Source organism: Diplocloster hominis (assembly GCF_032380655.1).
In the GTDB taxonomy this organism is placed as follows: Bacteria; Bacillota; Clostridia; order Lachnospirales; family Lachnospiraceae; genus Diplocloster; species Diplocloster hominis.
Genome location: NZ_JAWDIY010000014.1, coordinates 41,716 through 65,406 on the forward strand (window position 1 = coordinate 41,716; position 23,691 = coordinate 65,406).

The window sequence follows — 23,691 nt, forward strand, 5'->3', positions numbered from 1 at the left end:
ACCGTTTTGCAGTTGCTTCTTTTCATCGTATTTGCTATAATAAACTTGCTGTTCTCTTATGGGTAATCGTTCCACCGGTCCCAATACATTGTGAGAGCAGTTTTTTATAGCTCCTGCCCGCGAAAGGCAGGAGCTATTTGTTATTCAAATTATTTATTCAACAGGAAAGGTCATTTATTTCGCCGTATCCAGGGTCGCGGGGTCCAGATCAAATCCGGCGCTTGCGATCCCCTCATCCGAATACTTGTCATAATAAGGCTTTAACTGCTCCAGGAATTCACCCGCATCAATTTTTCCTCTGCTCAGGGAATTCACCAGATCATAAAATTTGGGCATATCCGCCTGGGTAACTCTGGTAAATCCGGTCAGGCCGTCCCAGTCGCGCGCGGTTCCCTCCGGTACGAAGCCGTCTAACTTCTCCTGCAGTTCTGCGCTTAAGGTAACTCCCGCAATTACACTGGGACCCTGGATAAAGTTTCCGCTCGCCAATGTTTCTTCATAGGTGGTCTGGGCCTGTTTCGGGGAATACCAGAATTTGTAGAAATCCTTGACTCTGGCCATGTGGTCCTCGCTGTCTTTCTGAACGACCGCCATCTCGTTACCCAGTACGAAGAGTCCCCTCAAGGTATTTTCCAATCCCTGGGGCGCATCTTTGAAAGACGGGAACTGGAAGGTGGACCACTGGAACTGCTTATCCGCCGGCAGCTGGTTAATGTCATCCAGGATCTTACCGGCATTGAAACTGCCCTGCAGCAGCATGGGGGAATTCCCCATCTCGAAGTCGGTGATCATCTGGCCGCTGTCCACTCCCACCCAGTTTTCCGGGAAGAATTTTGCGACCTTGCTGAAGGTATCCCATACTGTCTTGTTCAGTTCGGTGTTCACACTGTTTTCTTTCCGGTACATAGCGATTCTCTCATCGTTATTGACGATGTCTTTATCGCATTTCAGATCGCTGGGATCCCATTTGAATCCCTCATTGGCTTTCATGGTCGCTTCATCCCACACGGCATCTCCGGGCTGTGTCAGGAACTGATCTTCTATGGCCCGGTAACCGGAGTCCGCGATGGAATTTAAGAACCAGCTGGATTCCAGACCGGCTGCGATCGGGTTCTGGTATCCTTTGGCCTGGAATGTCTCACAGGCCGCGATCAGATCCTCGAAGGTCTGGGGTACCGCCACCCCTTCTTTCTCAAAGATATCTTTATTGTAGAAGAATGCGATACCGATTTTATCAAAGGGCAGGATTCCCATTTTCGATCCGCCTGTTTTATTCAGTGCTATGGCCAGGTCGTTGGGGTCAAATACGTCCCGGACCAGTTTCCCGTCGTTATAAGGATTGACTTCATCCAGCATGGGAGCCAGATCCGTCAGATATCCTTTTTCAAATGCCACGTTCCAGCTGCTGGCCGTCAATGCATTTACCACAAAGTTACCATGTACGATATCCGGCGCATCATTCTGATCTGCGCTGAACGCAGTCTGCATCTTAGTCATATATGCATCGTTATCCGACACAACGTCCACCACAACCTTCGTCTCCGGATGAAGTTCCATGTATTCCTCCGCCAGCTTTTTCTGTCCTGCCGTATAGTAGTTGTTGATAACGCTCAATACAATGGTATCTTCCTTAGAACTGTCCCAGGCCGTATCCGAAGCCGTTGCCGGTGCCCCGGTCTGTTCTGCCGTGCCTGCCGTTTCCTTCGGTGTGTCTGCGCCTGGCGCTTCGCTTTTATTATTGCAGCCCGCGAGCATGGTTGATATGGTCATAGCCCCCACTAACAAAAAAGCTAAGCTTCGGTTTCTTTTTCTCATTTTTCTTCTCCTTTTCTCTTACGGGCTTATCGCATTTTGTCTTTCTTCCGCCACTGGTTTACTTGGTAATCGTTCCACCGGTCCCATGATACAGTGCGTGCAGTTTTCGCCTCCTTAAGCTATATTTGCCACCCGTTTCTTTTTTATATCATCTGCATTTTGCAGTTGACTGCCCTTCCACCAGTTCCAGATCGTTTTGAAAATATCCCGTACTGCCGCGGCTCATATTTGTATAGAGCAGTTCGAAGGCTTTCTTCCCAAACTGAATCTTATCCATGGACATGGACGTAAGCGTCGGCTCCCAGTACTGTCCGTAGGCGATCCCGTCGAATCCCATCACCGATACATCCTCCGGTATCCGAAGTCCTCTCGCCTTCAACGCCTTCATGGCTCCTAACGCCATAAGGTCATTGACGCAGATGACCGCTGTGAATTCCCTTCCTGAGTCCAATAATTCATTCGCATAGTGGTAGCCATCCATCATATCAGTGGAATAAGGAAATTTCCCGTCAAACAGCAAGCTGTCTTTGCAGGGAAGCTTTAACTTTTCCACCATCTCCCGGTAACCGATACTTCTCAAGTCATAAGGGAGATTCCTTCCCAATCCGCTCAGGTAAGCAATATTCCGATGACCCAGGTCATACAGGTACTGCATCGCTATATGCATGGCTTCCATATGGTTATTTTCGATCGAGGACACTTTCCTGAAATCAGCGCCCACATTACCACTGACGATCACTTTGATCCCTTTGTCCACCAGATGGTATAGTTTTTCGATCTTGAACTTATATGGTATCGCCGTGACAAACACACCGTCCAGCCGCCGGATAATAAAATTGTCAAAATAATCGTCCAATTTATTAAAACCGGTACAGATATTTACAAAATATCCCTTCTCATTGGCCGCGCTTTCGAAACCTCTGACAATATCCCCAAAGAATGGATTAGAAATATTCTCCAGCACGATGCCGATCTGCATGGTTTTCTTCATTACCATACTCCTGGCGATCATATCCGGCCGGTAATCCAGTTCCTTAATCGCTGCCCTGACCCGGACTGCTGTCTCTTCCTTTACTTTATTATTCTCGTTCAATACATTTGATACGGTCGCGGAAGATACTCCCGCCAGCTTTGCCACATCCGCTCTCGTCACTTTCAAGATCGTCACCGTCCTTCAATAATTTATGCGTGTAAATTTTTGTAAAAAAGAAAAGAAGTATCTGCTTCCTCTATAATTCTTTCTATAATTCTTGTGTTCATGAAATATTTCCCGTGATTTTGTATGATTTCAAACTTTCAATCGAATATATTTATGTATTTTTTGTTATGTATTGCATTTATCATAGCATTTTACAAAATTTTTGTCAACGGAATTTTACACGTGTATATTTTTATTGACTTTTTTCCTGCGCCATGCTACTTTCATCTTATATCAGTGATGAAATATTCTATAAAACAGGAGAAACAAACCATGAATCCATTATTACCTATCCGGCATTTTGTTCCGGACACTGAAGCGCGTGTCATGCCTGACGGCCGCCTATATGTTTACGGTTCTTATGACATCAGCCAGGAAACGACCTATTGTTCCGATATCCTGCACGTTTTCTCCACCGATGACCTGGTCCACTGGACAGATCACGGCACTGCGCTGCGCAGCCAGGATATTCCCTGGGCTTGCGAAGGACATCTTCTGTACGCACCGGACTGTATATACCGGGACGGAACCTACTATCTGTACTTTTGCATGACCGGTTCCTATGAAGGAGTCGCCGTATCCAACAGCCCAGCGGGCCCTTTCCATGACCCGGTTCCGATCACCCCTGCCGACCGGGACAGTATCGATCCCGCAGTGTTTATCGATACCGACGGACAGGCCTATTACTTCTGGGGACAGTTTCATTTACGCGGGTCAAAATTGAACCCGGATATGAAAACCCTGGACGTATCCACCCTGGACACCTGCATCATAGATGAGAAACAGCACGGCTTCCATGAAGGCATCTCGATCAGGAAGCGGAACGGCATCTACTATCTGTTATACACCGATATTTCCAGAGGTAAGGCTACCTGTATATCCTACGCCATGTCCGACTCTCCCCTCGGTCCTTATAAAAAAGGCGGTGTCATCATTGACAACATGAACTGTGATCCCAATACCTGGAACAATCATGGCTCTATGACGGAATACAAGGGCCAGTGGTACATATTTTACCATCGTTCCTCCCAGAATTCTAAGTTCAACCGCCGTGTATGCATAGAACCCATTTTCTTTGACGAACAAGGATACATAGCCGAAGTCCCCATGACCAGTCAGGGTGCCAAGCCCCCCCTCACTACCGATACTCCTATTTCTGCGGCCCTCGCCTGCCAGGTGATGCATGGTCCCTTCATTACCCCCACCGCGGATAACACAGCCGAAATCCTGAGCCACGCCACCAATGGCAGCTGGGCAGCCTACCGCTACCTTTCTTTTGACGCCCCTCAAAGCTTTACCATAACAGCGGCCGCCGCCATCAACGGCGGAACCGTAGAAATCTGGGCCGACTCTCTGCTGCTGGGTTCCTGCCTGGTCACCCCCACCGGAAGCTGGGATATCTACCGCACCTTCCGCTGTCCCCTAATTCCCGTCACCGGAGTAAAGACACTGTATCTGGTCTTCCGGGGAAATGACCGTAAGAGACGGCTTATGGACGTGAAGGAATTCTGCTTTTACAGAGACTGAGAATCCCTTCCTTGCCATCTGAAGATAAATGCGCTAAAATATACTTAAATAAAGAGACTGCGGAGAGTGTCCGCCCCATCATCCGTGGATCAGAAAACCTTATGGCAAGGTGGTATGTTATGGATAGGGAACGTTTAGAGGAAGCCTATGAACAGGCATTGAACGAGTTGGCGAAGGCAAAATTGGAAGTGGAAATGCTGACTAACACAGTAAACGGCGGTACTGCCCGGCTGGCAGTGGATGACGGAATGCGGATTATCGCCGCCTCCGAGGGTTATTACCGCATGACTGGATATTCCGAGGCCGAAAGCCTGGAAGCTCCATTCTTCCGAAAAGGGGTTAATCTTGTTTTGCCACAGGATCTGCCTGTGATCGCATCCGCGATCGAAAATCTTTCCCGGGATGAACCTATCCGGATTACATACCGAATTCGAAAAAAGGACGGCACCATCGCCTGGAATTCTGCCCACTGCGCCCGCATCAATCATTCCGGTCCGGAACGGACCATCGATGTCTTTTTCTTCGATATTACCGACACCAAACAAACAGAGATTGAATTGAAAAATCTGCTCAACAATATCCCGGCCGGTGTGCTCCGGGCCTCCATAGGCGACGGTATCTGTATACAGTTCGCCAATCACGAATTTTACCGCCAGATTGGATACACACAAAAAGAATTTGCCGGCGAAGATATAAAAAATCAGTATCTTTGTGTTGTGCATCCGGATGATCGGGCTTATCTCATGGAAAGGACCGAGGCATTTACCGGATCCGAATACAAATGCGTGGGCTTAGAATACCGGATAATCACCAAGGACGGTCAAATCCGGTGGATGTGGGCCACAGGCTCACGGTTGAGTGATCCCAATGAGCCCGCATCGATCCTGCAGGGAATTATCAAGGATATAACCGATGAGCGCCAGCAGCGGCTGGATGTTGCCCTGAATGAAGAACGCTACCGGATTATTTCTGAGCAGACAAAGGAGACTGTTTTTGACTGGGATCTGATTCATGACCGCATCCAGTTTTCCCCGGTGTACCAGAAGATGTTTGGCTTCATGCCCCCTGCGGACCTTCCGGTGCGAAGTTTGACAGACTACGATATCATCTATGAAGAGGACAAACCGCAGGTCAACAGGATGATAGATTCGATTCTAAACGGGGAATCCTATGCGGAAGCGGAATACCGGGCCAAATGCGCAGATGGTTCTTACCTATGGTGCCGGAACCGGGTCACCACCATTTTCGGAGATAATCATAAACCCATCCGCGCGATCGGGCTGTTAAGCGATATCAATGACTACAAGCAGACGGCTACGGTGCTCCAGGATCAGGCTATGCGGGACTCTCTCACCGGCCTGCTCAACCGCATGGCCTTCCAGCGCAGCGTGGAGCGTATTCTTCAGGAGTATCCCGCCGGCCGGTATGCTTTTCTTTTGTTTGATATCGATCATTTCAAAAGCATCAACGATACGATGGGCCATGTACAGGGAGACGAGGTGCTGAAGAATATTGCCACCATCCTGCCGGATGAATTCCGCTCCTCGGATCTGTTCGCCCGGATGGGTGGTGATGAGTTTGCTGTTTTTGTGGTAAATATATCCTCTGCGGAAGCAACCCTTAAGATTGCCGACAGGCTGTGCGCCAAGATCTGCGGTCTGACCGAATTGACCGGCCTTGCACGCCAGATTACCATCAGTCTGGGCATGTCCACTTATCCGTTGGATGCAGCCACTTTTGAGGAACTCTATAAAAAAGCCGACCAAGCCCTGTACGAAGTGAAGCACAACGGCGGCAACGGGTGTCTGCGTTATTTTTGATAAGCGATTCTCTCAGAACCGTTTTCCAGATAAATCACTCCGCAGCGTGTGAAACCATTCTTTTCCAGGGCCCGCTGCATCGGGATATTCTGCCTGTGGGTATCGATCCGTATGCTGTCGCACTTCTCACAGCACCATCCAATACAGAAGGAAGCTACGCCTTTGGTCCCTCGTTTTGAGGTGATCCGGTGAATGACACCGTAGGGCTGTTCATTGATCCAGCTTCCTTCATAGATCTTCCGGTAAGCCGGCTCCACTCCCTTTCTAAAATAAAAGGTTCCGACGATTTCCCCGCCGTTCTCACATACATAGCTGTTTCCTTCCTCTATATCGGCACGGATCAGCTCCATTGGCGGATAGGCTGTTCCCCATTGATGGGGATTTCCACTCTCCGCCATGAAGCTTCTCGCTTCCTGGAATAGTAACGCAATGGTATCCAGATCGTTGATTGTGGCTTTTCGAATCTCCATAAATTCCTCTTTTCTGCAGCTGTGCTGTCCTGGTTTCTTCTTATTTATCCTTACTTTTCTGTATATTCGTTCATGATTACGCGGCATGTTTTGCTTCTGGCAGCCTTTCTGCGCATCTGGAGCTGTCTGCATATCATTTTAAAATGTACAAGCGGGCTTGTCAACAAGCCGTGGCTTCCTATTCTCCTATTCTCAGAGCCTATTCTAAGGCTTCTGCAATTTAATGTCTTTTTGATTCAGCGTACCGATATAACGGCCGATTCTCTTAAATTTGTAATTGTTGGTGATATCGATATCATCTTCCTCATCGTTAAGGGCTTTTAATAATATCAATTTTTTGTTTTTATAAACACGCCGGATCATGAGATACCCGTCTTTTAAAAACATCCAGATTTCCCCGTGTTTGGGAATATAATCGTCTATATACTGGAAACACAAAATGGAATCCTGGAAGAAAAAGGGCGTAAACTTATCCGTATTCATGTAGACGCAGAAGGTCGACTGCACTGTCAACGCATTGCAATCCGTTTCTATCATATATAATTTCTTGCCGGAGCATTCCGCTAATTCCCCCTGCCAGTTCAGGAATTCATAACAGGCGATCACAGTTTTATCCTTGTTTTTCAAATAGATCATGCGGTCGTATTCCACATTAATCAAAAACTTTATGTATTCCTGTCTGTGTTTTGGCAGCTTATTATAACGGTAATAATATTCTTCCAGTTCATAAGGGACACTTATCTCTCTGTCAAACAGCTCATCCATAGAACACCGAAGCGCATCTGAAATCGCCTCAATGGCCTGACAGCCTGGATTTTTCGTAATCCCGCTTTCAATTTTAGCCAGCGTACTCAGCGGTATCTTACTGGCCTGTGACAGCATTTCCAGCGTAAAACCTCTGGCTCTCATAATTTCTTTCAATTTTTTATGGTCCATTTCCTTAGTCTCTCTCTTTCTTAAGCATCTTCTGTATTCCAAATTTGGACAATTTTAAGCAGGTGCAGTCATTGACTTCATTATAGTACTTTTCATATAATTAAATCTATTCCTACAATAAATCTATAAGTCCTATATCGATACTATAAGTCCTATAATGATACTATAAGTCCTATAAGGATACTATAAATCCTATAAAGGAAACTTTTAGAAGAACGTACGAGAAAGGAGTTTTTGCTATGGTAACCAAAAATATTCAGCTGGTTGTCCCTGAGGATTCTTCCTTGCAGATCATTGTCTTGTGCCAATCGGGAGACCGGCTCACCGTGTTGGAACTTCCGAATACCACCTCAGCAGAACTGCCGGATCATTCGCTTCTTCTTCCAAAAGAACACACATCATCCCTGGAGATTGCCCCCATTATCCGAAAGCTGGGATTGTCGCCGAATTTAAAGGGGTATGGCTATCTGCGAAAGGCCATCGAAATATCCATGCATTATCCGGATACCGCGATAAGTATTACGAAACTGATCTATCCGGAAGTGGCCCGTACCTTCCATACCACTGAGGCCAGTGTGGAGCGTTCGATCCGCCATGCTATTCAGGTGATCTGGACAAAAGGAGACCGGGATTTTTACCGGCAGTTATTTCCAGACAGTGCGGGACACAGACTAACCAACAGTCAATTCATATCCCTTTTTACCGAATACTTGAAAAGGCGCAAGGACCATACAGTACTAACCTATCGACCATCGGACTTTTAGCACACCGTTTCCGATACATCCTTCCCGTCGGTTTACCAATTCATCATCTATTTTCCAATTTACATTCTTCAGGCTTTTTATCCATTCTAAGCCCTTTGAAAACGGGCTGCCGCAATCCCCCGCTGGCAGTCCGTTCCATATATTTCACCACACAAACCAGCTCCGGATCGATCCAGCAGGCTTCCTCATTTCCTTTGGGAACCTTCATCCCCCGGGGTGGTTCTGACAGCCGCTCCATCTGGCGTATTCGGGCAAAATCAGGACCAGACACTCCCAGTGTCACATGTCCCTGATAGATCAAATCTCCGTCCAGGAACTGGCCCAGCACCAGACTGCTCACATGATCTGATTTATCGATCCAGCCGCAGACCACAAAGTCATCGTCCAGCAGGTTTTTCATCTTGATCCAGTCTTTTGTCCTTTTTCCGGGAATATAAATACTATCCTTTAATTTAGCGACGATTCCCTCCAGATGGTTTTCTTTCGCCAGTCGGAAAAACTCGACTCCCTTTTCCTCAATAAAACGGGACAGCGCTACTCTCTCATTTTCCTTCAGATTTTGCGCAAGCAATTCTTTGCGTTCCAGGAGAGGCCGGTCCATGACTGCTTCCCCTTCATAGTAGATCAGATCGAATGCGACAAAACTGGCCGGAAACCTTTTGGCTTCCAGCTCGATTTTAAACTTATTCGACATCAGACTCCGGCGTTGGATAGCGGAATAATCCGGGCGTCCGTTCACCATCATCATAAGTTCCCCGTCCAGAATACACTTCTTTTGCACCTGCTTATACATTTCCGCCAATTCGGGAACCTTGGGGAGCATTTTCAGATCCCGTTTGTTTCTGAGTTCCGTCAATCCGGCGTCCGGGTCCAGATAAGCCACACACCGTTCCCCATCCATTTTCAGCTCATAAATATAATCCCTGCTGTCGAATGCATCGGCGCTTGCACCAATCAGCATGGGCTTTAAGCTTCTCGTCTCGAACAGATCTCTCATGCCGGTTCCGCTTTCTTTCTGGTCCTCTTCTTTTTCGGAGGGCTATCCTGATCTTCCACCTGGCGGATACTGGCCTGCAGCGCATCCATCAGATTGATCACATTAGCCGGCTTTTCATCCGGAGGAGTTACGATCTCCTTACCGGCGATCTTATCCTCGATAATCTGCCGCAGCCGTACCTGATATTCATTCTGGTACTGCTCCGGTTCAAAGGGCTTCACCATGCTGTTGACCAGAGTTTTTGCCATGGTAAGTTCCGCATCGTTCAATTCCGGATGCTCCGGTTCTTTGGGCATTTCCTTAATCTCATCATAAAAAAAGAGCGTTTCCACCAGAATACCGGTATCCGTGGGAATCAGCGCCAGGAGTTTTTCCGTCTGCCCGATCACGGTTTTGGCGATAGCCACCTTCTCTTCCGCCAGCATAGCCTTACGCAGCAGTTCATAGGCCTTATCGCCTCCTGCCTCCGGTACCGCATGATAAGTTTTATCATAATAAATCGGACGAATATTTCTCATCTCCGTAAAATGCAGGATGTGAATCGTCTTATCCTTTTCCGTCTTCGCTTTCTCAAAATCTGCGTCGGTCATAGTGATATACTGTCCCGGAGAAAATTCAAACCCCTTGATTATTCCGTCCGCCGCCACTTCCTTGCCGCAATTCGCGCAGACTTTCTTATACTTAACCCGGGAACCGTCCTCCCTGCACAACTGATTAAAGTGGATATCATTATTCTGTGTTGCCGTGTGGAGCGCCACCGGAATGTGAACCAAACCAAAAGAAATCGCTCCTTTATGGGATGCTGCCATTTTTATCACCTCGGCCTTAGTATGCGCAGACGCGGCTTTTTGCATTCTGATTCTTTTTAAAACTTTTTTTTACCAGGGAACCTGGGGATGGTTGGTAGGGGCCGGGCTGAGAGGGAACGGGCGTACCCGGCCGGCACCAGGCGGCAAATCCCGTGGGGCCAAATCACTTCGGCCGGACCTAAGAACGGCTAACTCCGAGGGCAGGAGAACCTCTTATTGGCAGGGCCCGGAACAAACTCGCCAAAATACGGCTCGGACAGTGTTCCGGGCCCTGCGAGGTTCTCCTGCCCTCTGCGTAAGCCGTTCTAAGGCCCGGTCTCAAGTGATTTGGCCCCACGGGATTTGCCGCCTGGTGCCGGCCGGGTACGCCCGTTCCCTCTCAGCCCTGCTTTAATAAAGGCTTAATTCCATGTTCTGTCAGGTTGTGACGGATATTATATAGAACTCCGTCTGTTGATCATACACTGCAGAATGACTGCTGCTAATTTGGTTAAAATGTGAAGAAGTTAAGGTGGGATGAAAACTGGTTCTTATCTGCTTTAGCAGAATGGAAATCCATTAAATAATTATATATACTGGTAGCCGCATGGCCATTTTGACTAAACCTTCACGGACAATGTTATTAAATATATCGATCACCTAAACCGAAACTAAAAATAGTAAGGCCGCAGGCCGAATGGCATGTTCCAATGTGAGCACCTAAAACCTTTTCAGCAGACAGACAAGTACATCCCTCTATAATATATGTCCTACAATATATGTTTCTAAAATGTATGCGCCCACAACCTAACAGAACATGCAAATAAGCTTTTAGTAAAGCAGGGCTGAGCGGGAAGGGGCGTGCCTTTGGGAGCCCGGCGGCAAATCTCGCGGGGCCAAATCACTTGAGGCCGGGCCTTAGAACGGCTTACGCAGAAGGTGGGAGAACCTCGCAGGGCCTGGAACACTGTCCGAGCCGTCCTTTGGCGAGTTTGTTCCGGGCCCTGCCAATAAGAGGTTCTCCCGCCTTCGGAGTTAGCCGTTCTTAGGTCCGGCCGAAGTGATTTGGCCCCGCGAGATTTGCCGCCGGGCTCCCAAAGGCACGCCCCTTCCCGCTCAGCCCGTCCCCTAGTCAAAGTACAAGCCATAAAGTTTAGAAGTAATTTTCCAGATCCTGTTACGATAATTACGGGGAAAGAGCTTGTTCTATTTGTGTAATTATGCTAAGATGATGATAAATTTTTTTAAAGGAGTCTTTTTTGTGTTATCTGTTTACCGAAATGAACTGAAGTATTTGTTGAGCTGGGAACAGGCCGTGCAGTTGGAGGACCAGATCAGTCAGGTTCTGGAACCGGATGAATTCTCCAGCGAGGGGGTTTATCGGGTAAAGAGTCTGTACTTTGATACTGTCTATGACGCGGATTTTAATTCCCGTTATTATGGTGAGTATTATCGGAAGAAAATTCGGCTCAGGATCTATGATGAAAATGAGCCATTCGCTAAATTGGAACTGAAGGAAAAGGAAGACCATTATCAGCACAAGACCAGCCTGACGCTGTCCAGGGACCAGGCCGTTCGTATTATGGACGGCGATTATGGCCTGCTGCTGGATCTTGAGGAGGAGGCCGCACTGCGCCTCTATTCTCTGATGATGGGTGAGGGGTACCGTCCGGTGGTCATTATTGAGTATGACCGCCGGGCCTTTGTGTATCCGCTGTTTCACACCCGGATTACATTTGATTCCGCAATCAAAAGCAGCGAGATGGACCTGGATCTCTATCAGAAAGAACTTCCCTGGACCTATGTCAGCTCGGAACAGGTCGTGCTGGAGGTAAAATATGACCAGCAGCTCCCGCCCTTTCTGTCAAGTCTTTTCCGCAAATATTCCCTTTCCAGGCTTTCTGTCAGCAAGTATGGAATTGGACGTCCTATCTATCAAGAATATATTTTTTAAAGGAGTGTAAGTATGTCTAAAAAAGATATCCTGTCTTGGTTTTATACCAACAGCACAGCCCTGACAGCCCGAGACATCGCGATTATCCTGTGCATCGGCCTGCTCTGTTCCGCGGTTATTTTCCTGACTTATAGATTTACCTATAATGGGGTAACCTATAATCCAAAATTCAATTCTTCTAATGTGATTATTTTGCTGATCACTGTCGTGATCATGCTGATGATCAGCAGTAATATTGTCATATCCCTGGGTATGGTGGGCGCGCTCTCCATCGTACGGTTCCGGACTGCGATCAAGGACCCCAGGGATACGGTTTTTATTTTCTGGTCCATCGTTGAGGGGCTATGTGTGGGTTCCCGAAACTTTAAACTGGCTTTGATATCTGTTTTGTTCATCGCCCTGGTTATATTCGCCTTCCATCTGTATGTGCGGAAATGGAATTCTTATCTGCTTGTCATCCGCGGTACACAGCAGGCCATGGATGCCGCCCGGATTCAGGCGGTCCTGAAACCGACGGTTACTTCTGTTCGGGTGAAAGCGGTGAATCAAACCGATTCCTCCTGTGAAATGATATTGGAGACGAAGGTAAAGGGTGCTCTTACCAAGGAGAATCTGGAAGTTTTACATAGCATCGAGGGAGTAAAAAGTTTCCACTGGATGCTGCAAACCGGAGAAACCATAGGATGATGCGTATATGAAGGATAAACTGCTGAAATTTTCAAATCCCAGAAATAAAAATTGGTGGCTGTTTACAGGTGCCCTGGTGGTCTTTGTGCTGGCTGTGGTCTTGTTTACCATGACGGAGGAAAAGGACGCCGACAGTCTTCAGGAATATGTGAAAAATGGAAGTGTGGAATTCAGCGTTTCCGATACATTCCTGTCCGAAGATACCGAATTGGCTCTTACCGCCGATGCGGTTTATAGCTCGTCCTATGATATTTATTATACACTGGACGGCAGCACGCCTGACCTGGATTCCTCCTTATATGAGAAACCGCTCCTGCTGGAAGCCGGGGACACGGTTCGTGCGGTACCGGTAAAGGCCCGGGTATGTTATAAGAATACCTTAAGCGATGTGGTCACCAAGACCTATTTCGTCGGCAAAAACGCGGACCAGCGCTACACGACTTTCATCGCCTCCATTACCACGGATCCGGAAAATCTCTATGATCCGGTCACAGGCATCATGATGGAGGGCCCGAATACGGAGTACGGCTTTAAGAACTTTGACCAAAGAGGCGACGAATGGATACGCGACGCCAACGTGGAAATGTTCGACGAAACCGGAAACAAAATCATTGATCAAAAGATCGGTCTGGGAATTTCGGGGGGATATAGTGCAAATTATTTTCCCAAATCCTTAAAGCTGGATGCCAACGAAATCTATGACAAAGAGAATCCCAAGTTCGAATATCCCTTTTTTGCTTCGGAAGAATCTGTATCCATGCAATCCTCCGGCCGTAAGTTTAACCATCTGGTCCTTCGAAACAGCGGCAATGATCTGTACTCTACTCTGATTCGGTGGAATCTGGCCAGTTCACTGGCCAAGGAAATCGGAATGGCTCCGGTGATGTCCGCCAGACCCGTGACCGTATACTTAAACGGCGAATATTACGGTCTGCTGCAGATGCAGGATTCCTATTCTTCCTATAATCTGGCCCAGCAGCTGCATGTGGAAAAGTATGAGGTGGAGAAATTCGAGAGCTCCGAGCGGGAATGTGCCGAAGCCGCCGGTTATGCGGAATATCTGTATTCCGATCTGAACGTGGCTTCGAACCGGGAACACCTGGAAGAACTGGTGGATATGGATAATTTTCTGACTTATTACGCCTTCCAGCTCATGGTAAATAACTTTGACTGGCCGCAGAAAAATTATGCTGCTTACCGGATTAACAAAGAGGGCGCCGACAACCGGGTCCGGTTTCTCCTCTTCGACACGGATTATATGTACAACCTTTATGATACCCCTGACCGGGCCCAGGAACTCTTTGGGGAGATGCTGGTGTACCCGGAAAATGACAACAATGCCCTGTCCAACGTATTAAAGTATCCGGATTATGAAACCCGTTTTGTCAACATCATCACTTCTCTTATGAGCAATATCCTGGATCCGGAGCATCTGTTGGAGTTGATCGACCGTTATAGTCAAGAGATCGCTGCGGAGATCGGGTATATGGAAAAGGAAAGCCCGGACGCCGAGATACGTAAGGTCGCCGGAAACTGGGATTCCGAAGTAGCCCGTCTGAAGCATTATGCCGAGATCCGAAACGAGGAGGTATCCGACTGGCTCGACACGCTGTTCGAAGTGGAAGACCTCTACACCGTGACGATAGCTCCTTCTGAGGGAGCGGATCTGACCTTTGGGGCCGTCCGGCTGACGCCTGAAGATCCGGAGTGGAACGGATACTTTTTCCAAAGCCATCCTCTTACGGTGACTTGCGAGACTTATCCGGGTTACGAATTTGATCACTGGGAAGTGAACCAACAGACCGTCACGGCCAGGGATCTTGTCATTTCCCCTGATATGATCCTGGAAGGGGATAATCAGGTTCGTCTGGTCACCCGCCGGGTAAGCGGAGAAGGACCGGTGATCAGCAATGTATCCGCTGCCAGCGTGGATGACTGGATTGAACTTTATAACCCATATACGAATACGATACAGCTCAGGGATTTTTATCTTTCCGATGACCGCAGTGATTTTTTGAAGTACCGCTGTCCGGAGACAGAGCTGGAGCCTGGGGAAACCCTGAGGCTTTACGGTAAGACCAGTCCTGTGTTGAATCATTATCTGGTGAACTTTAATTTGAAAAAAGGTGAGGTGCTGACCCTATCCGATGCCGATGGAACGATCCTGGATCAGGTTTCTATTCCGAAGATGGCGGCGGATGAGAGTTATGGGCGATATCTGTATGGGAATACCTGGAAGTTTTTTGCAGCGGCGGATGAATAAATGGTTTCCCATTGGTTCGTTCTTTGTTATAATAATGGCGGACAGATCTTTACAGATTAGTGTGATATACATGAAAACAACGAGGAGGATGCTGAGATGATCATCAAGGGATTTAAGATGAAACTGTATGAGGGGATGGCCGAAGAATATGAGAAACGCCACAATGAACTGTGGCCGGAGATGAAGGATATGATCCATGAGCATGGCGGCCGGAATTATACGATTTTCTGGGACAAGGAGACAAATATCCTGTTTGGTTACATCGAGATCGAGGATGAGGAGAAATGGGCTAAGGGAGCCGATACCGCTATTAACCGTAAATGGTGGGATTTCATGGCTCCGGTTATGGAAACAAATCCGGATAACAGCCCGGTATCGGTGGATCTTAAAAATGTCTTTCATTTGGATTAAGCGGAGTAATTGTTCTTGCTGAGGATCATTTTTTAAGTCGTATTCTGTGAAATTACCGAGCGTGGATTGAAACAATGATTAGGTGTTTCTAAATGTACCATGTTCGTGTTACGCCAACTAAAAACTGTAACACGAACATGGTACATTTTTGCTTCTATTTATTTCCGGTTCTCTTTGTTTCCCGCCGTTGTTTATTTCCCGATTCCCTTTATATCCATCCTTTATATCCATTTAGAAGTTATGTTTTCTAAAGCAATGGATTCTATTTATGATAAAGTTGAGAATATCCCGGTCAGCCCCGCATTGTTTACTCTGCGGCGGATCTTTTCGGTATCCGTTGTATACAGCTCCAGTTTTTTCATACGGTTGAAATAATAAGAACCGGAGAAAGTGTATTTTCTGCCCATTCCCTCATCGGTTGCCATCTCTTCTTTTACAAATGCTATGGCGTCTCCGGTCACCAGGCTGCGGGGGAGTTCTAATAACGCAAGCCCTGACGCGTATCTCACACTGTTATACCCGGCCAGAGCTCCTGTAACGACCGCCTCGGTATGGCCCACCAGAAGTCCCGCCTTCTCCCCAGCGCAAAACAGGTTTTCAGTATCTGATACTTTCAGGGTATTTTCCCTGGGGGCCATGGCAAAGTACCGCATGGAGTTCCCCTTCCCGCCGGCATAGGGATCCTCGTACCGGGCATTTTGAAATCCCGGAATCTGATGCAGCTTCTCTAATGGATAATAAGGTGTCATGAGTTTCGCATGCCCGGTATCCAGCAGGATGATATTGTCCCGGAATTCCGGTAACGCATATTGCTGACAGCATTTCAAATCCAGGTGATCATCGATCAGGTCTCTGGGAACGGGAATGATACAGACGCCTTCCTCATCCAGCTTACGGCTGATCCCGGGGGAGAGGGATTCTTTTAAGAGCTTGCAGGAACCGCTCATGGCGCCGATGGAACCATCTTTTTTCCTGCCTGTATACTCTTCTATGCCGGTCAGCCCGGTCAGGGATACTCTTCCTCCGAAACTTGGACAGCGCAGCACACACATCGCGCAGCCATTTCCGTATTTAGTGCAGCAGTTCATGGGGCCTGCTGTACCGGTTGCGTCGATGAACACGTCCCCCTCATAGGTCCTGTTTTTATCATCCGTGGCAGTTATGATCCGTCCGTTTTCCATTTCGATCTGTGATATGCGGGCCTGAAAGACCAACCGGATGTCTTGTTCTTCGATATAACGCCTCACAGCGCCCTCGATCCTGCCGATATCGTACAGGTCCGCGTGCTCATGTCCAGGGAATCTGATGTTTCTATGCCTGATGTTCTGATCAATCACCTGGAACAGCTCCCCTGCCCCCAGGGCGATCAGCTCTTCTGTGGCGGTAAATCGGCCGTTATTGCGCATAATTCCGCCTGCGAGACCGGTGCCTAACAGCATATCCGTTCGCTCCAGCAAGGTAACGGACGCACCCAGCTTGGCTGCTTCCACCGCAGCCGCACAGCCGGACCAGCCTCCCCCGGCGATAACCACTCTTTTCATATTTTTTTGTCTGCTCCTCTCATCGTTATCCCAGATCCGGATCCCTTTTTCTTATCCGGAAGTAGCCTTTAGAACTATTATATGAAAGAAAGACGGCTAATATTTATTCCTCTATAATTGTTATGTATATTCATGACTTAAGATTTAAGAAGGCATATTCCGGATCAGCTCCACCAAAGACTGTACATTTTCCCTGGTTGTAGCCCAGCTGGTACAGAAACGCACCGCTGTATTGTTCTCATCGATGGGCTCCCATATTTCATAGGCCGCCCTTTCGGAAAAATACCGCATCTGAGCCTGACTGAGGATCGGGAACTGCTGATTTGTCCAGGAGCTTACATAGAGCGGCACCCCTTTTTCTTCCAGCGCCCGGCGGATTGTAAGAGCTGCGTCCACTGCGTTTTTACAGATCTGGTAGTACAGACCATCCTCAAACAGGACGTCAAACTGGATACCCAGCAAGCGTCCTTTTGCCAGCATACCTCCATGCTGTTTGATGATGTACCGGAAATCTTTCTTCAGTTCCTCCCTGGCGATCACGACCGCCTCCCCGAACAGAGCTCCGCATTTTGTGCCGCCGATATAGAATACATCGCAAAGCCGGGCGATATCCGCAAGGGCAAGGTCGTTCCTGCCACTGGCCAGTCCGTAACCAAGCCGCGCGCCGTCCAGATACAGGGGCAGCCCATGCTCACGGCAGGCGGCATATAGGCTCGTCAGTTGTTCCTTCGAATACAGCGTTCCGCTCTCCGTGGGAAATGAGATATATACCATGCCGGGCTGTACCATATGTTCCCTGCTGGTGCTGGCAGCATGGGCCTCACAGTATGCCGCCACCTGAGCACCGGTGATGGTGCCGTCTGCGGATGGCAGGGTCAGCACCTTGTGTCCGGCTGCCTCGACAGCCCCTGTCTCATGGCATGCGATATGACCGGTGTCGGCGCTGATCACCCCCTGATGGGCTTTTAAAACAGATGCGATCACAGTTGCATTCGTCTGCGTTCCTCCCACCAGAAAATGTACATCCACATCTTCCCTGCCGCAGGCTTTTCGGATTTTCTCCCTGGCGCTCCCGCAATAGGGGTCGTTTCCGTAACCCGGGGTCTGCTCCCAATTGGTTTCCGCCATTTTTTCCAGTATTTTGGGATGGCATCCCTCTACATAATCACTTTGAAAATAGATCATTCTTTCCTCCATACGTGCGCTTTTTCGTACTCCCATTATACAACAGGAGACGAATTCCCACCACCGGAAAAATTATGACCCCCGCAGATCAACTAAAACCAGCGGTAATGAGGCTTCGCCTCCCGGAAGAACCAGTATCTCAGGTAATCATCCAGAACAATTCCCACGAAAGATAAAAAGAACCACAGAATGGTAAACGGCAGGCAGATCTGCCCCATCAGGTTAAACGGCACCGCGCCGTAATCCCAGACATTTAAGCCCAGCTTGATATTCAGCAGCCAGCCGGTGATGAATTCCAGTGTCGTTATGATACCGGCCGAGGCCAGCATCTGCGCCCACACCGGAAAGCGCAGGGAATATTTGGTATCCAAAAGGCCGATCAGAACAAAACAGATCCCGCCCAGAACTGCCATACTCCAATGGGAATACCCACGGAACATAATTTCCATCAGATAATATACGCCGCCGCCAATGCCGAACAAAAACGGCAGCTTTGAAATTTGTCTCCACATTGCCTGTTCTCCTCCTTTTTAATCATTTTCTCCCTACAGTTCCAGAACCATTACGGTAATTAAAACCAATTTGAGACATTTAGGACAGAATTCGGTTGCTTTGCATTTATTTCCATACTATAATAAAAATAATAGCGCTCAAAAACGCCAATACATAGAGGATCAGGTGTTATCATGAATAGCAAAAAAACACACAGAAGAAATACCAATGGCTTTACTTTAACGGAAATGATTGTGGTTCTGGTGATCATTGTCATCCTTATCGCTCTTCTGGTACCCACACTGGTGGGTTATATCGACAAGGCAAAGGAAAAAGAGGCCATCGCGGAATGCCGCAGGGCAGTCGTCTCCACCCAGACGCTGGCTTCTGAAAAATACGGATCAGACAATGAAGTATCCGGCGGGATTGCATTCCTGGCCAAGTATAAAGACGAGATATTCGAACTGGCCGAACTGCCTGAGAAGGCCAGTATCAATTACCTGTCCTTCCAGAACGAAGGAACTTTTGCAGATGGCGCTTCCCGTTCCATCTCTGTGCTCAAATTCACTTCTTCCAGTAAAATCAAAGTAATTTATGACGCCTCTAAGGATTCCAAATATACGATTGACTGGGAAAATTCAGGAGCTGGAAAATATCTGTCTGATGCGCAGACATTGTGGGGTTCCAACGATTATATTAATAACGACAAGCTCTGGGACGCCTTTATTAAGGATAACAGCGACGCCCCCCTGACTGACACGGAAGTCCAGCTGATGAACGAATTCGCGGAAAAATTTGGATGTACCCTGAAGATAGATCCGAATACCCTTCAGTGGAGGCCGGTATTGATCCGTGGAACCGATACGGTCCTGCTGTTTACGCCTTCGGACCCTGTCACGCATAAGAACCAGAATACGCCTGTATTCTATGACGGAAATAATTTTTATTATTATGTCCGCAAGGATTATAAGGGAAATCTCGAGATAAACCAGAGCGCCGTGACCATGGATAATGCCCAGCGGCTGATCGATAATGCCTTGTCCAGCAAAACCCTGAACACAGATGATATCGCTCCGAATCAGGGTGCCTGGGTCAAATATGAGCCGTAAATTTTTGAATTCCATAAGGAATCTTTAAGCCATGATTTCCTTTTCTGAGGTTATCATGGCTTATTCTTTCGTCCGCTTCACTGCATCCTTTTGTCTTTTTCACATTTCCCTTTTTTCATCCTCATCTCCCGCTGCAACCATAAGAGACATTGTGATTACTCCGAGACAAGCCCCGCCAATCAAACAGAGTATATAGCCCATAGCCTTTCCTCCTTCTCCATGATTTTCATCTTTCGTTAAGAAAAGGAATAACGAACAACGGATTCGCTGGTCCTTATATCATATCTTATCTGTTCCGTCCAATAATATGAGTCTTTTAAATAGTAATATTTAACTGTTTCAAATTAATTTATGGTTAAAAAATTTTCACAGACTCTTGACACGTTGAACACACATTCTACACAAATGGAGCGTATATTATGAATTGCAAAAGCAAATAGCTTTTTCATCCTAACACTTTCTTTTTCATATAAGGCGGCATCTGAAAAGATGCCGTCACCCCCTCTTTTTTCCAGTTTCCCAACCCAAAATTGATTAAATATTCTTAACGATATCTTAGCGTGCAAATCAGCAAATTTTGTATATAATAGAATTATAAGGAGGCGGTTAAAATGTTAGAAACCTTGCTTGTTTCTTTCACATTACTTATCGTCTTAACTAAATTTGGTATTCCTCTTGTCTATTGGCTCAATCAATGTTCCCGCCATTGATTACCACGAAAAGTGCCGGCAGCTTCCCGCCGGCACTTTTTATAATTTCATAGGAAAGTGCTCCTATGAAATTAAAACTTATTCAGGTTCTTCTGATTTTGGATGGATTTACCCCCATATATTTTTTAAATATTTTGACAAAATACCTGGTATCCGTGAATCCGACGTTCTCCGCGATTTCATAGATCTTCAGATTGGTGGTCAAAAGCTGTTCTTTCGCATATTCCACCTTGTGCCTGTTGACACAGTCGATAAAGGATTCCCCGTATTCTTTTTTGAAAATATAGCCCAGATAGGAGGGATTTACATAGAATGCAGCCGCGATTTCTTTTAGAGACAGATTGTCCCGGTAATGTTCTCCCAGATACTGCAGCAGATCACTGACCAGTTTACTGTATTCTTTTACCGGAGCACCCCCGCTTTGTTCTTCCAGGCTTTTTTTCGCCTCCTGGAAGGAACAGGCTACCTCTTCGAGTTCTTCCACTTCCACCCCCATACCGGATCTAACCTTTACCTTAAGAAGCCGTGCCAGCGTCCCGCGGACTTCCTCCTCAAAGGCCTGAATCTGCGCCAGGGTCTGACGACGGTCATACAGCAGGATCACATAATTTTCCATACAGGAAAACGACAGACCGTACTGCCGCTCCTTCATCAGCTCGTCGCAGACATTTGCAGCCGCGTATATCATTAATGAGACTTCTTTTTTATCTGCCTCTTCTCCGGACAGGATCTTTAACACACTGATCCTGTAGGTACCCTTGTTAATCTGGATATTAAGATTTTTTAATTTGTCTTTCAACTCATTGTTGCCGATATTTCCCTCGATGAGCCGCAGAAAGGTATTCTCCCGCAGCAGATTCTTACCAGCCCGGGCCAGTGCGTCCCCACGGCGCTTCATGCGGATTCTGGACACGGCCGTGCCGATCACTTCATGTAATTCCTCCGGGTCCAGCGGTTTTAACAGGTAATCCGTCACCTCCATCCGGATCGCTTCCTGGAGATATGCAAAATCGCTGTATCCGCTCAGGACGATGATAATAGGCTGAGTGCTCTCTCCTCTGAGCTCCCTGATCAGTTCCAGGCCATTCATCCGCGGCATCTTGATATCGGTAATGAGAATATCCACCCTGGTCTCCCGGTATTTTTCAAGCGCCTGCTGCCCGTCACTTGCCTCTTCGATCTGTTCCACCCCGTGATTATCCCAGTTTACCGAACGGATGATCCCCTGACGTACCAGGGGCTCGTCATCCACGATCATTACTCTGTACATCCTCTTCCTCCTGTCTCCCCGCCGGTAAATATAATGCCACGCAGGTTCCCCCCAGAGAGCTTCCTGATACCCTCAGCCCATAGCTGCTGCCCAGCAGTAATTTCATCCGTTCATTTACATTTTTGATTCCGATATGGTAGAGATTCTCTTCTTCCGAATCCGTCTCAATTTTTTGCTGCAGAAGCTTAAGGGCAGCCGCGTCCATGCCGATTCCGTTGTCCTCGATGAAAATGCAGACCCCGTTGGCCTCACTTTTCCCATGAATCCGGATTCTGCACACCTCCATCTCCTGGTTAAACGCATGGTTCATACAGTTTTCGATAATCGGCTGCAGGGTCAGCTTGGGAACCCGAAGCTCTTTTTGTTCCAGATCCAGGAGCTCTTCATATTCCAGTCTTTCACCAAAGCGCAGTTCCTGCAGCTGCATGTAATAATCCACATACTGAAGCTCATCCTCGATCAGCACGATATCCGGATGTCTTAAATTCCAGCGGAACATATTACCCAGAATCGTCAGCATCTGCGCGGTTTTCGGATCGTCTCCGGATATTGCCATCGCCCGGATGGATTCCAGGGTATTGAACATAAAGTGCGGATTGATCTGGATCTGCAGCGCCCGCAGCTCCGCTTTTTTCATCTTGATGTCTTTTACATAGATCGTATCGATGTATTCTTCCAATTTCCGGCTCATGTCGTTCAATCCATTTTCCAGCACAGCGATCTCATCGTCCCTCGTAACCTCCAGCCGCTCATCCAGCCTGCCCTTCTGAATCTTCCGGATATGTCTGACGATCCGCGTGATCCGGCTGCCTAACAGGCAGGCGATCAGGACTCCCGCTGCCAGACACAGCAGCAGACAGATCACCAGCACCGGCAGCACCTGCTGCAGGGTCAGCCGGTAGACCTCCCGGTATAACACGCTTTTGTCTATGATATGGATATAGGACAGCCGGCTCCACGAGACCAGGTCCGCCTTTTTCACCACGAACTGGTCCTGTTCCTCCCGGGACGGCGCTTTCGTCTGCTTCAGCAGATAATCTAAACTCTCATCCCCGGTCCGGTAATATATGACACCTTCGGGATCGACGATATAGGTGGTCCCGATCTGCTGTTCTCCCTGGCTGTCGTAGATTTCAAAAAACGCTTTCGGATCGATATTGATAATCACGGCTCCGCATTTCGGGCTCTTCTGCATGTTATAGATATCCACGATATTCATATAGACACTGATAACGTCATCCTGTTCTTTTAAATAATCGGACCGGTACACAGGAGTCATAACAATCTCATTCTCATATTTCTTCACTTCCTTCAGAAAATCCGAATGAAGGAAATCCACCTCCTTGTTCCAGTCCTGAAACAGGCTTTTGGCAATCAGATACGTCTTATTCCTCTGATAATCCACCAGGATGATCTCTTTGACGAACTGGTTGCCATTGCTGGATGCCCGCAGGAACTGGTTGATGAACAGCTCCCGCTGATAATCATCCTGTTCCTCCCGCAGCACATCCGTTATATTCTGATAATCATATTCTTTCAGATAAAGGTTGGTAAAAATATTGCCGATGGACTGGAGCCGCCCGTTGATATCCACTTTCATCTTATCCATCAGCTCCGCCTCGTAATTTGTCTGGGTCCTGATCATCTGTTCCGCCATCGTGTTGGCGATAAACCAGGATGAGGCCCCCAGACCCAATACGATAATCAGCGAATACATCACCAGCATATTGCTGACAAATCTGTTTTTTTTCATC

At 47.6% G+C, this 23,691-nt stretch carries 19 protein-coding genes; 8 read left to right on the forward strand and 11 right to left on the reverse strand.

The annotated features are described in order from the left end of the window. Nucleotides 1-174: 174 nt before the first annotated feature. Together ABC831_RS14030 and ABC831_RS14035 are read right to left on the reverse strand one after the other, a co-directional pair. Nucleotides 175-1,815, reverse strand: coding sequence for an ABC transporter substrate-binding protein (locus ABC831_RS14030; protein ID WP_343248731.1), 1,641 nt, complete (start codon nt 1,813-1,815; stop codon nt 175-177). A 148-nt stretch (nt 1,816-1,963) separates the two neighbouring features. After that, the gene (locus ABC831_RS14035) at nt 1,964-2,968 is read right to left on the reverse strand and encodes a LacI family DNA-binding transcriptional regulator (RefSeq protein ID WP_343248825.1); all 1,005 of its coding nucleotides are present in this window, start codon (nt 2,966-2,968) and stop codon (nt 1,964-1,966) included. 318 nt (nt 2,969-3,286) lie between these two features. Here ABC831_RS14035 and ABC831_RS14040 point away from each other — a divergent pair, with 318 nt between their 5' ends. Together ABC831_RS14040 and ABC831_RS14045 are read left to right on the forward strand one after the other, a co-directional pair. After that, nucleotides 3,287-4,540 (forward strand): family 43 glycosylhydrolase, encoded by a 1,254-nt coding sequence (locus ABC831_RS14040; RefSeq protein WP_343248732.1) that lies wholly within the window; start codon nt 3,287-3,289, stop codon nt 4,538-4,540. A gap of 119 nt (nt 4,541-4,659) precedes the next feature. After that, complete coding sequence (locus ABC831_RS14045) at nt 4,660-6,360, forward strand: sensor domain-containing diguanylate cyclase (protein ID WP_343248733.1); 1,701 nt, start codon at nt 4,660-4,662, stop codon at nt 6,358-6,360. On the opposite strand, the gene ABC831_RS14050 is transcribed toward ABC831_RS14045, so the two are convergent. Next, nucleotides 6,351-6,830, reverse strand: coding sequence for a GNAT family N-acetyltransferase (locus ABC831_RS14050; RefSeq protein ID WP_343248734.1), 480 nt, complete (start codon nt 6,828-6,830; stop codon nt 6,351-6,353). The genes ABC831_RS14045 and ABC831_RS14050 overlap by 10 nt on opposite strands. Nucleotides 6,831-7,034: 204 nt before the next feature. After that, the gene (locus ABC831_RS14055) at nt 7,035-7,766 is read right to left on the reverse strand and encodes a helix-turn-helix domain-containing protein (RefSeq protein ID WP_343248735.1); all 732 of its coding nucleotides are present in this window, start codon (nt 7,764-7,766) and stop codon (nt 7,035-7,037) included. A gap of 239 nt (nt 7,767-8,005) precedes the next feature. Here ABC831_RS14055 and ABC831_RS14060 point away from each other — a divergent pair, with 239 nt between their 5' ends. Next, nucleotides 8,006-8,530 (forward strand): sporulation initiation factor Spo0A C-terminal domain-containing protein, encoded by a 525-nt coding sequence (locus ABC831_RS14060; RefSeq protein WP_343248736.1) that lies wholly within the window; start codon nt 8,006-8,008, stop codon nt 8,528-8,530. Nucleotides 8,531-8,573: 43 nt separating this feature from the next. Here ABC831_RS14060 and ABC831_RS14065 read toward each other — a convergent pair whose 3' ends face one another. Both ABC831_RS14065 and ku read right to left on the reverse strand, forming a co-directional pair. Further along, complete coding sequence (locus ABC831_RS14065) at nt 8,574-9,527, reverse strand: ATP-dependent DNA ligase (RefSeq protein ID WP_343248737.1); 954 nt, start codon at nt 9,525-9,527, stop codon at nt 8,574-8,576. Further along, a complete protein-coding gene (gene ku / locus ABC831_RS14070) occupies nt 9,524-10,336 on the reverse strand; it encodes a non-homologous end joining protein Ku (RefSeq protein WP_343248738.1) in 813 nt (270 codons plus the stop codon). Before ku ends, ABC831_RS14065 begins: the two co-directional genes overlap by 4 nt. 1,240 nt (nt 10,337-11,576) lie before the next feature. On the opposite strand from ku, the gene ABC831_RS14075 reads away from it, so the two are divergent. From ABC831_RS14075 to rhaM, 4 genes are all read left to right on the forward strand, one after another. Further along, nucleotides 11,577-12,269 carry a polyphosphate polymerase domain-containing protein gene (locus ABC831_RS14075; protein ID WP_343248739.1) on the forward strand — a complete coding sequence of 231 codons (693 nt, stop codon included), beginning with the start codon at nt 11,577-11,579 and terminating at the stop codon, nt 12,267-12,269. Between the two features lie 12 nt (nt 12,270-12,281). Continuing rightward, nucleotides 12,282-12,956 carry a DUF4956 domain-containing protein gene (locus ABC831_RS14080; protein WP_343248740.1) on the forward strand — a complete coding sequence of 225 codons (675 nt, stop codon included), beginning with the start codon at nt 12,282-12,284 and terminating at the stop codon, nt 12,954-12,956. Between the two features lie 7 nt (nt 12,957-12,963). After that, nucleotides 12,964-15,219 (forward strand): CotH kinase family protein, encoded by a 2,256-nt coding sequence (locus ABC831_RS14085; RefSeq protein ID WP_343248741.1) that lies wholly within the window; start codon nt 12,964-12,966, stop codon nt 15,217-15,219. A gap of 96 nt (nt 15,220-15,315) precedes the next feature. Further along, nucleotides 15,316-15,630, forward strand: coding sequence for an L-rhamnose mutarotase (rhaM, locus tag ABC831_RS14090; protein ID WP_343248742.1), 315 nt, complete (start codon nt 15,316-15,318; stop codon nt 15,628-15,630). A gap of 266 nt (nt 15,631-15,896) precedes the next feature. On the opposite strand, the gene ABC831_RS14095 is transcribed toward rhaM, so the two are convergent. The 3 genes from ABC831_RS14095 to ABC831_RS14105 form a co-directional block, all read right to left on the reverse strand. Continuing rightward, on the reverse strand, nt 15,897-17,213 hold the full coding sequence (locus ABC831_RS14095) for an FAD-dependent oxidoreductase (RefSeq protein ID WP_343248826.1): 1,317 nt from the start codon (nt 17,211-17,213) through the stop codon (nt 15,897-15,899). A 102-nt stretch (nt 17,214-17,315) separates the two neighbouring features. Further along, the gene (locus ABC831_RS14100; RefSeq protein WP_343248743.1) at nt 17,316-18,356 is read right to left on the reverse strand and encodes a threonine aldolase family protein; all 1,041 of its coding nucleotides are present in this window, start codon (nt 18,354-18,356) and stop codon (nt 17,316-17,318) included. Between the two features lie 92 nt (nt 18,357-18,448). Then, nucleotides 18,449-18,868 (reverse strand): putative ABC transporter permease, encoded by a 420-nt coding sequence (locus tag ABC831_RS14105; RefSeq protein ID WP_343248744.1) that lies wholly within the window; start codon nt 18,866-18,868, stop codon nt 18,449-18,451. Between the two features lie 174 nt (nt 18,869-19,042). Between ABC831_RS14105 and ABC831_RS14110 the strand changes: the two genes are divergently transcribed. Further along, entirely contained in the window at nt 19,043-19,957 is a 915-nt protein-coding gene (locus ABC831_RS14110) for a prepilin-type N-terminal cleavage/methylation domain-containing protein (protein WP_343248745.1), read from the forward strand. 792 nt (nt 19,958-20,749) lie between these two features. Here the strand turns inward: ABC831_RS14110 and ABC831_RS14115 are convergent. Both ABC831_RS14115 and ABC831_RS14120 read right to left on the reverse strand, forming a co-directional pair. Then, nucleotides 20,750-21,937 carry a response regulator transcription factor gene (locus tag ABC831_RS14115; protein WP_343248746.1) on the reverse strand — a complete coding sequence of 396 codons (1,188 nt, stop codon included), beginning with the start codon at nt 21,935-21,937 and terminating at the stop codon, nt 20,750-20,752. After that, nucleotides 21,912-23,690, reverse strand: coding sequence for a cache domain-containing sensor histidine kinase (locus tag ABC831_RS14120; RefSeq protein WP_343248747.1), 1,779 nt, complete (start codon nt 23,688-23,690; stop codon nt 21,912-21,914). Before ABC831_RS14120 ends, ABC831_RS14115 begins: the two co-directional genes overlap by 26 nt. Nucleotide 23,691 lies beyond the last annotated feature (1 nt).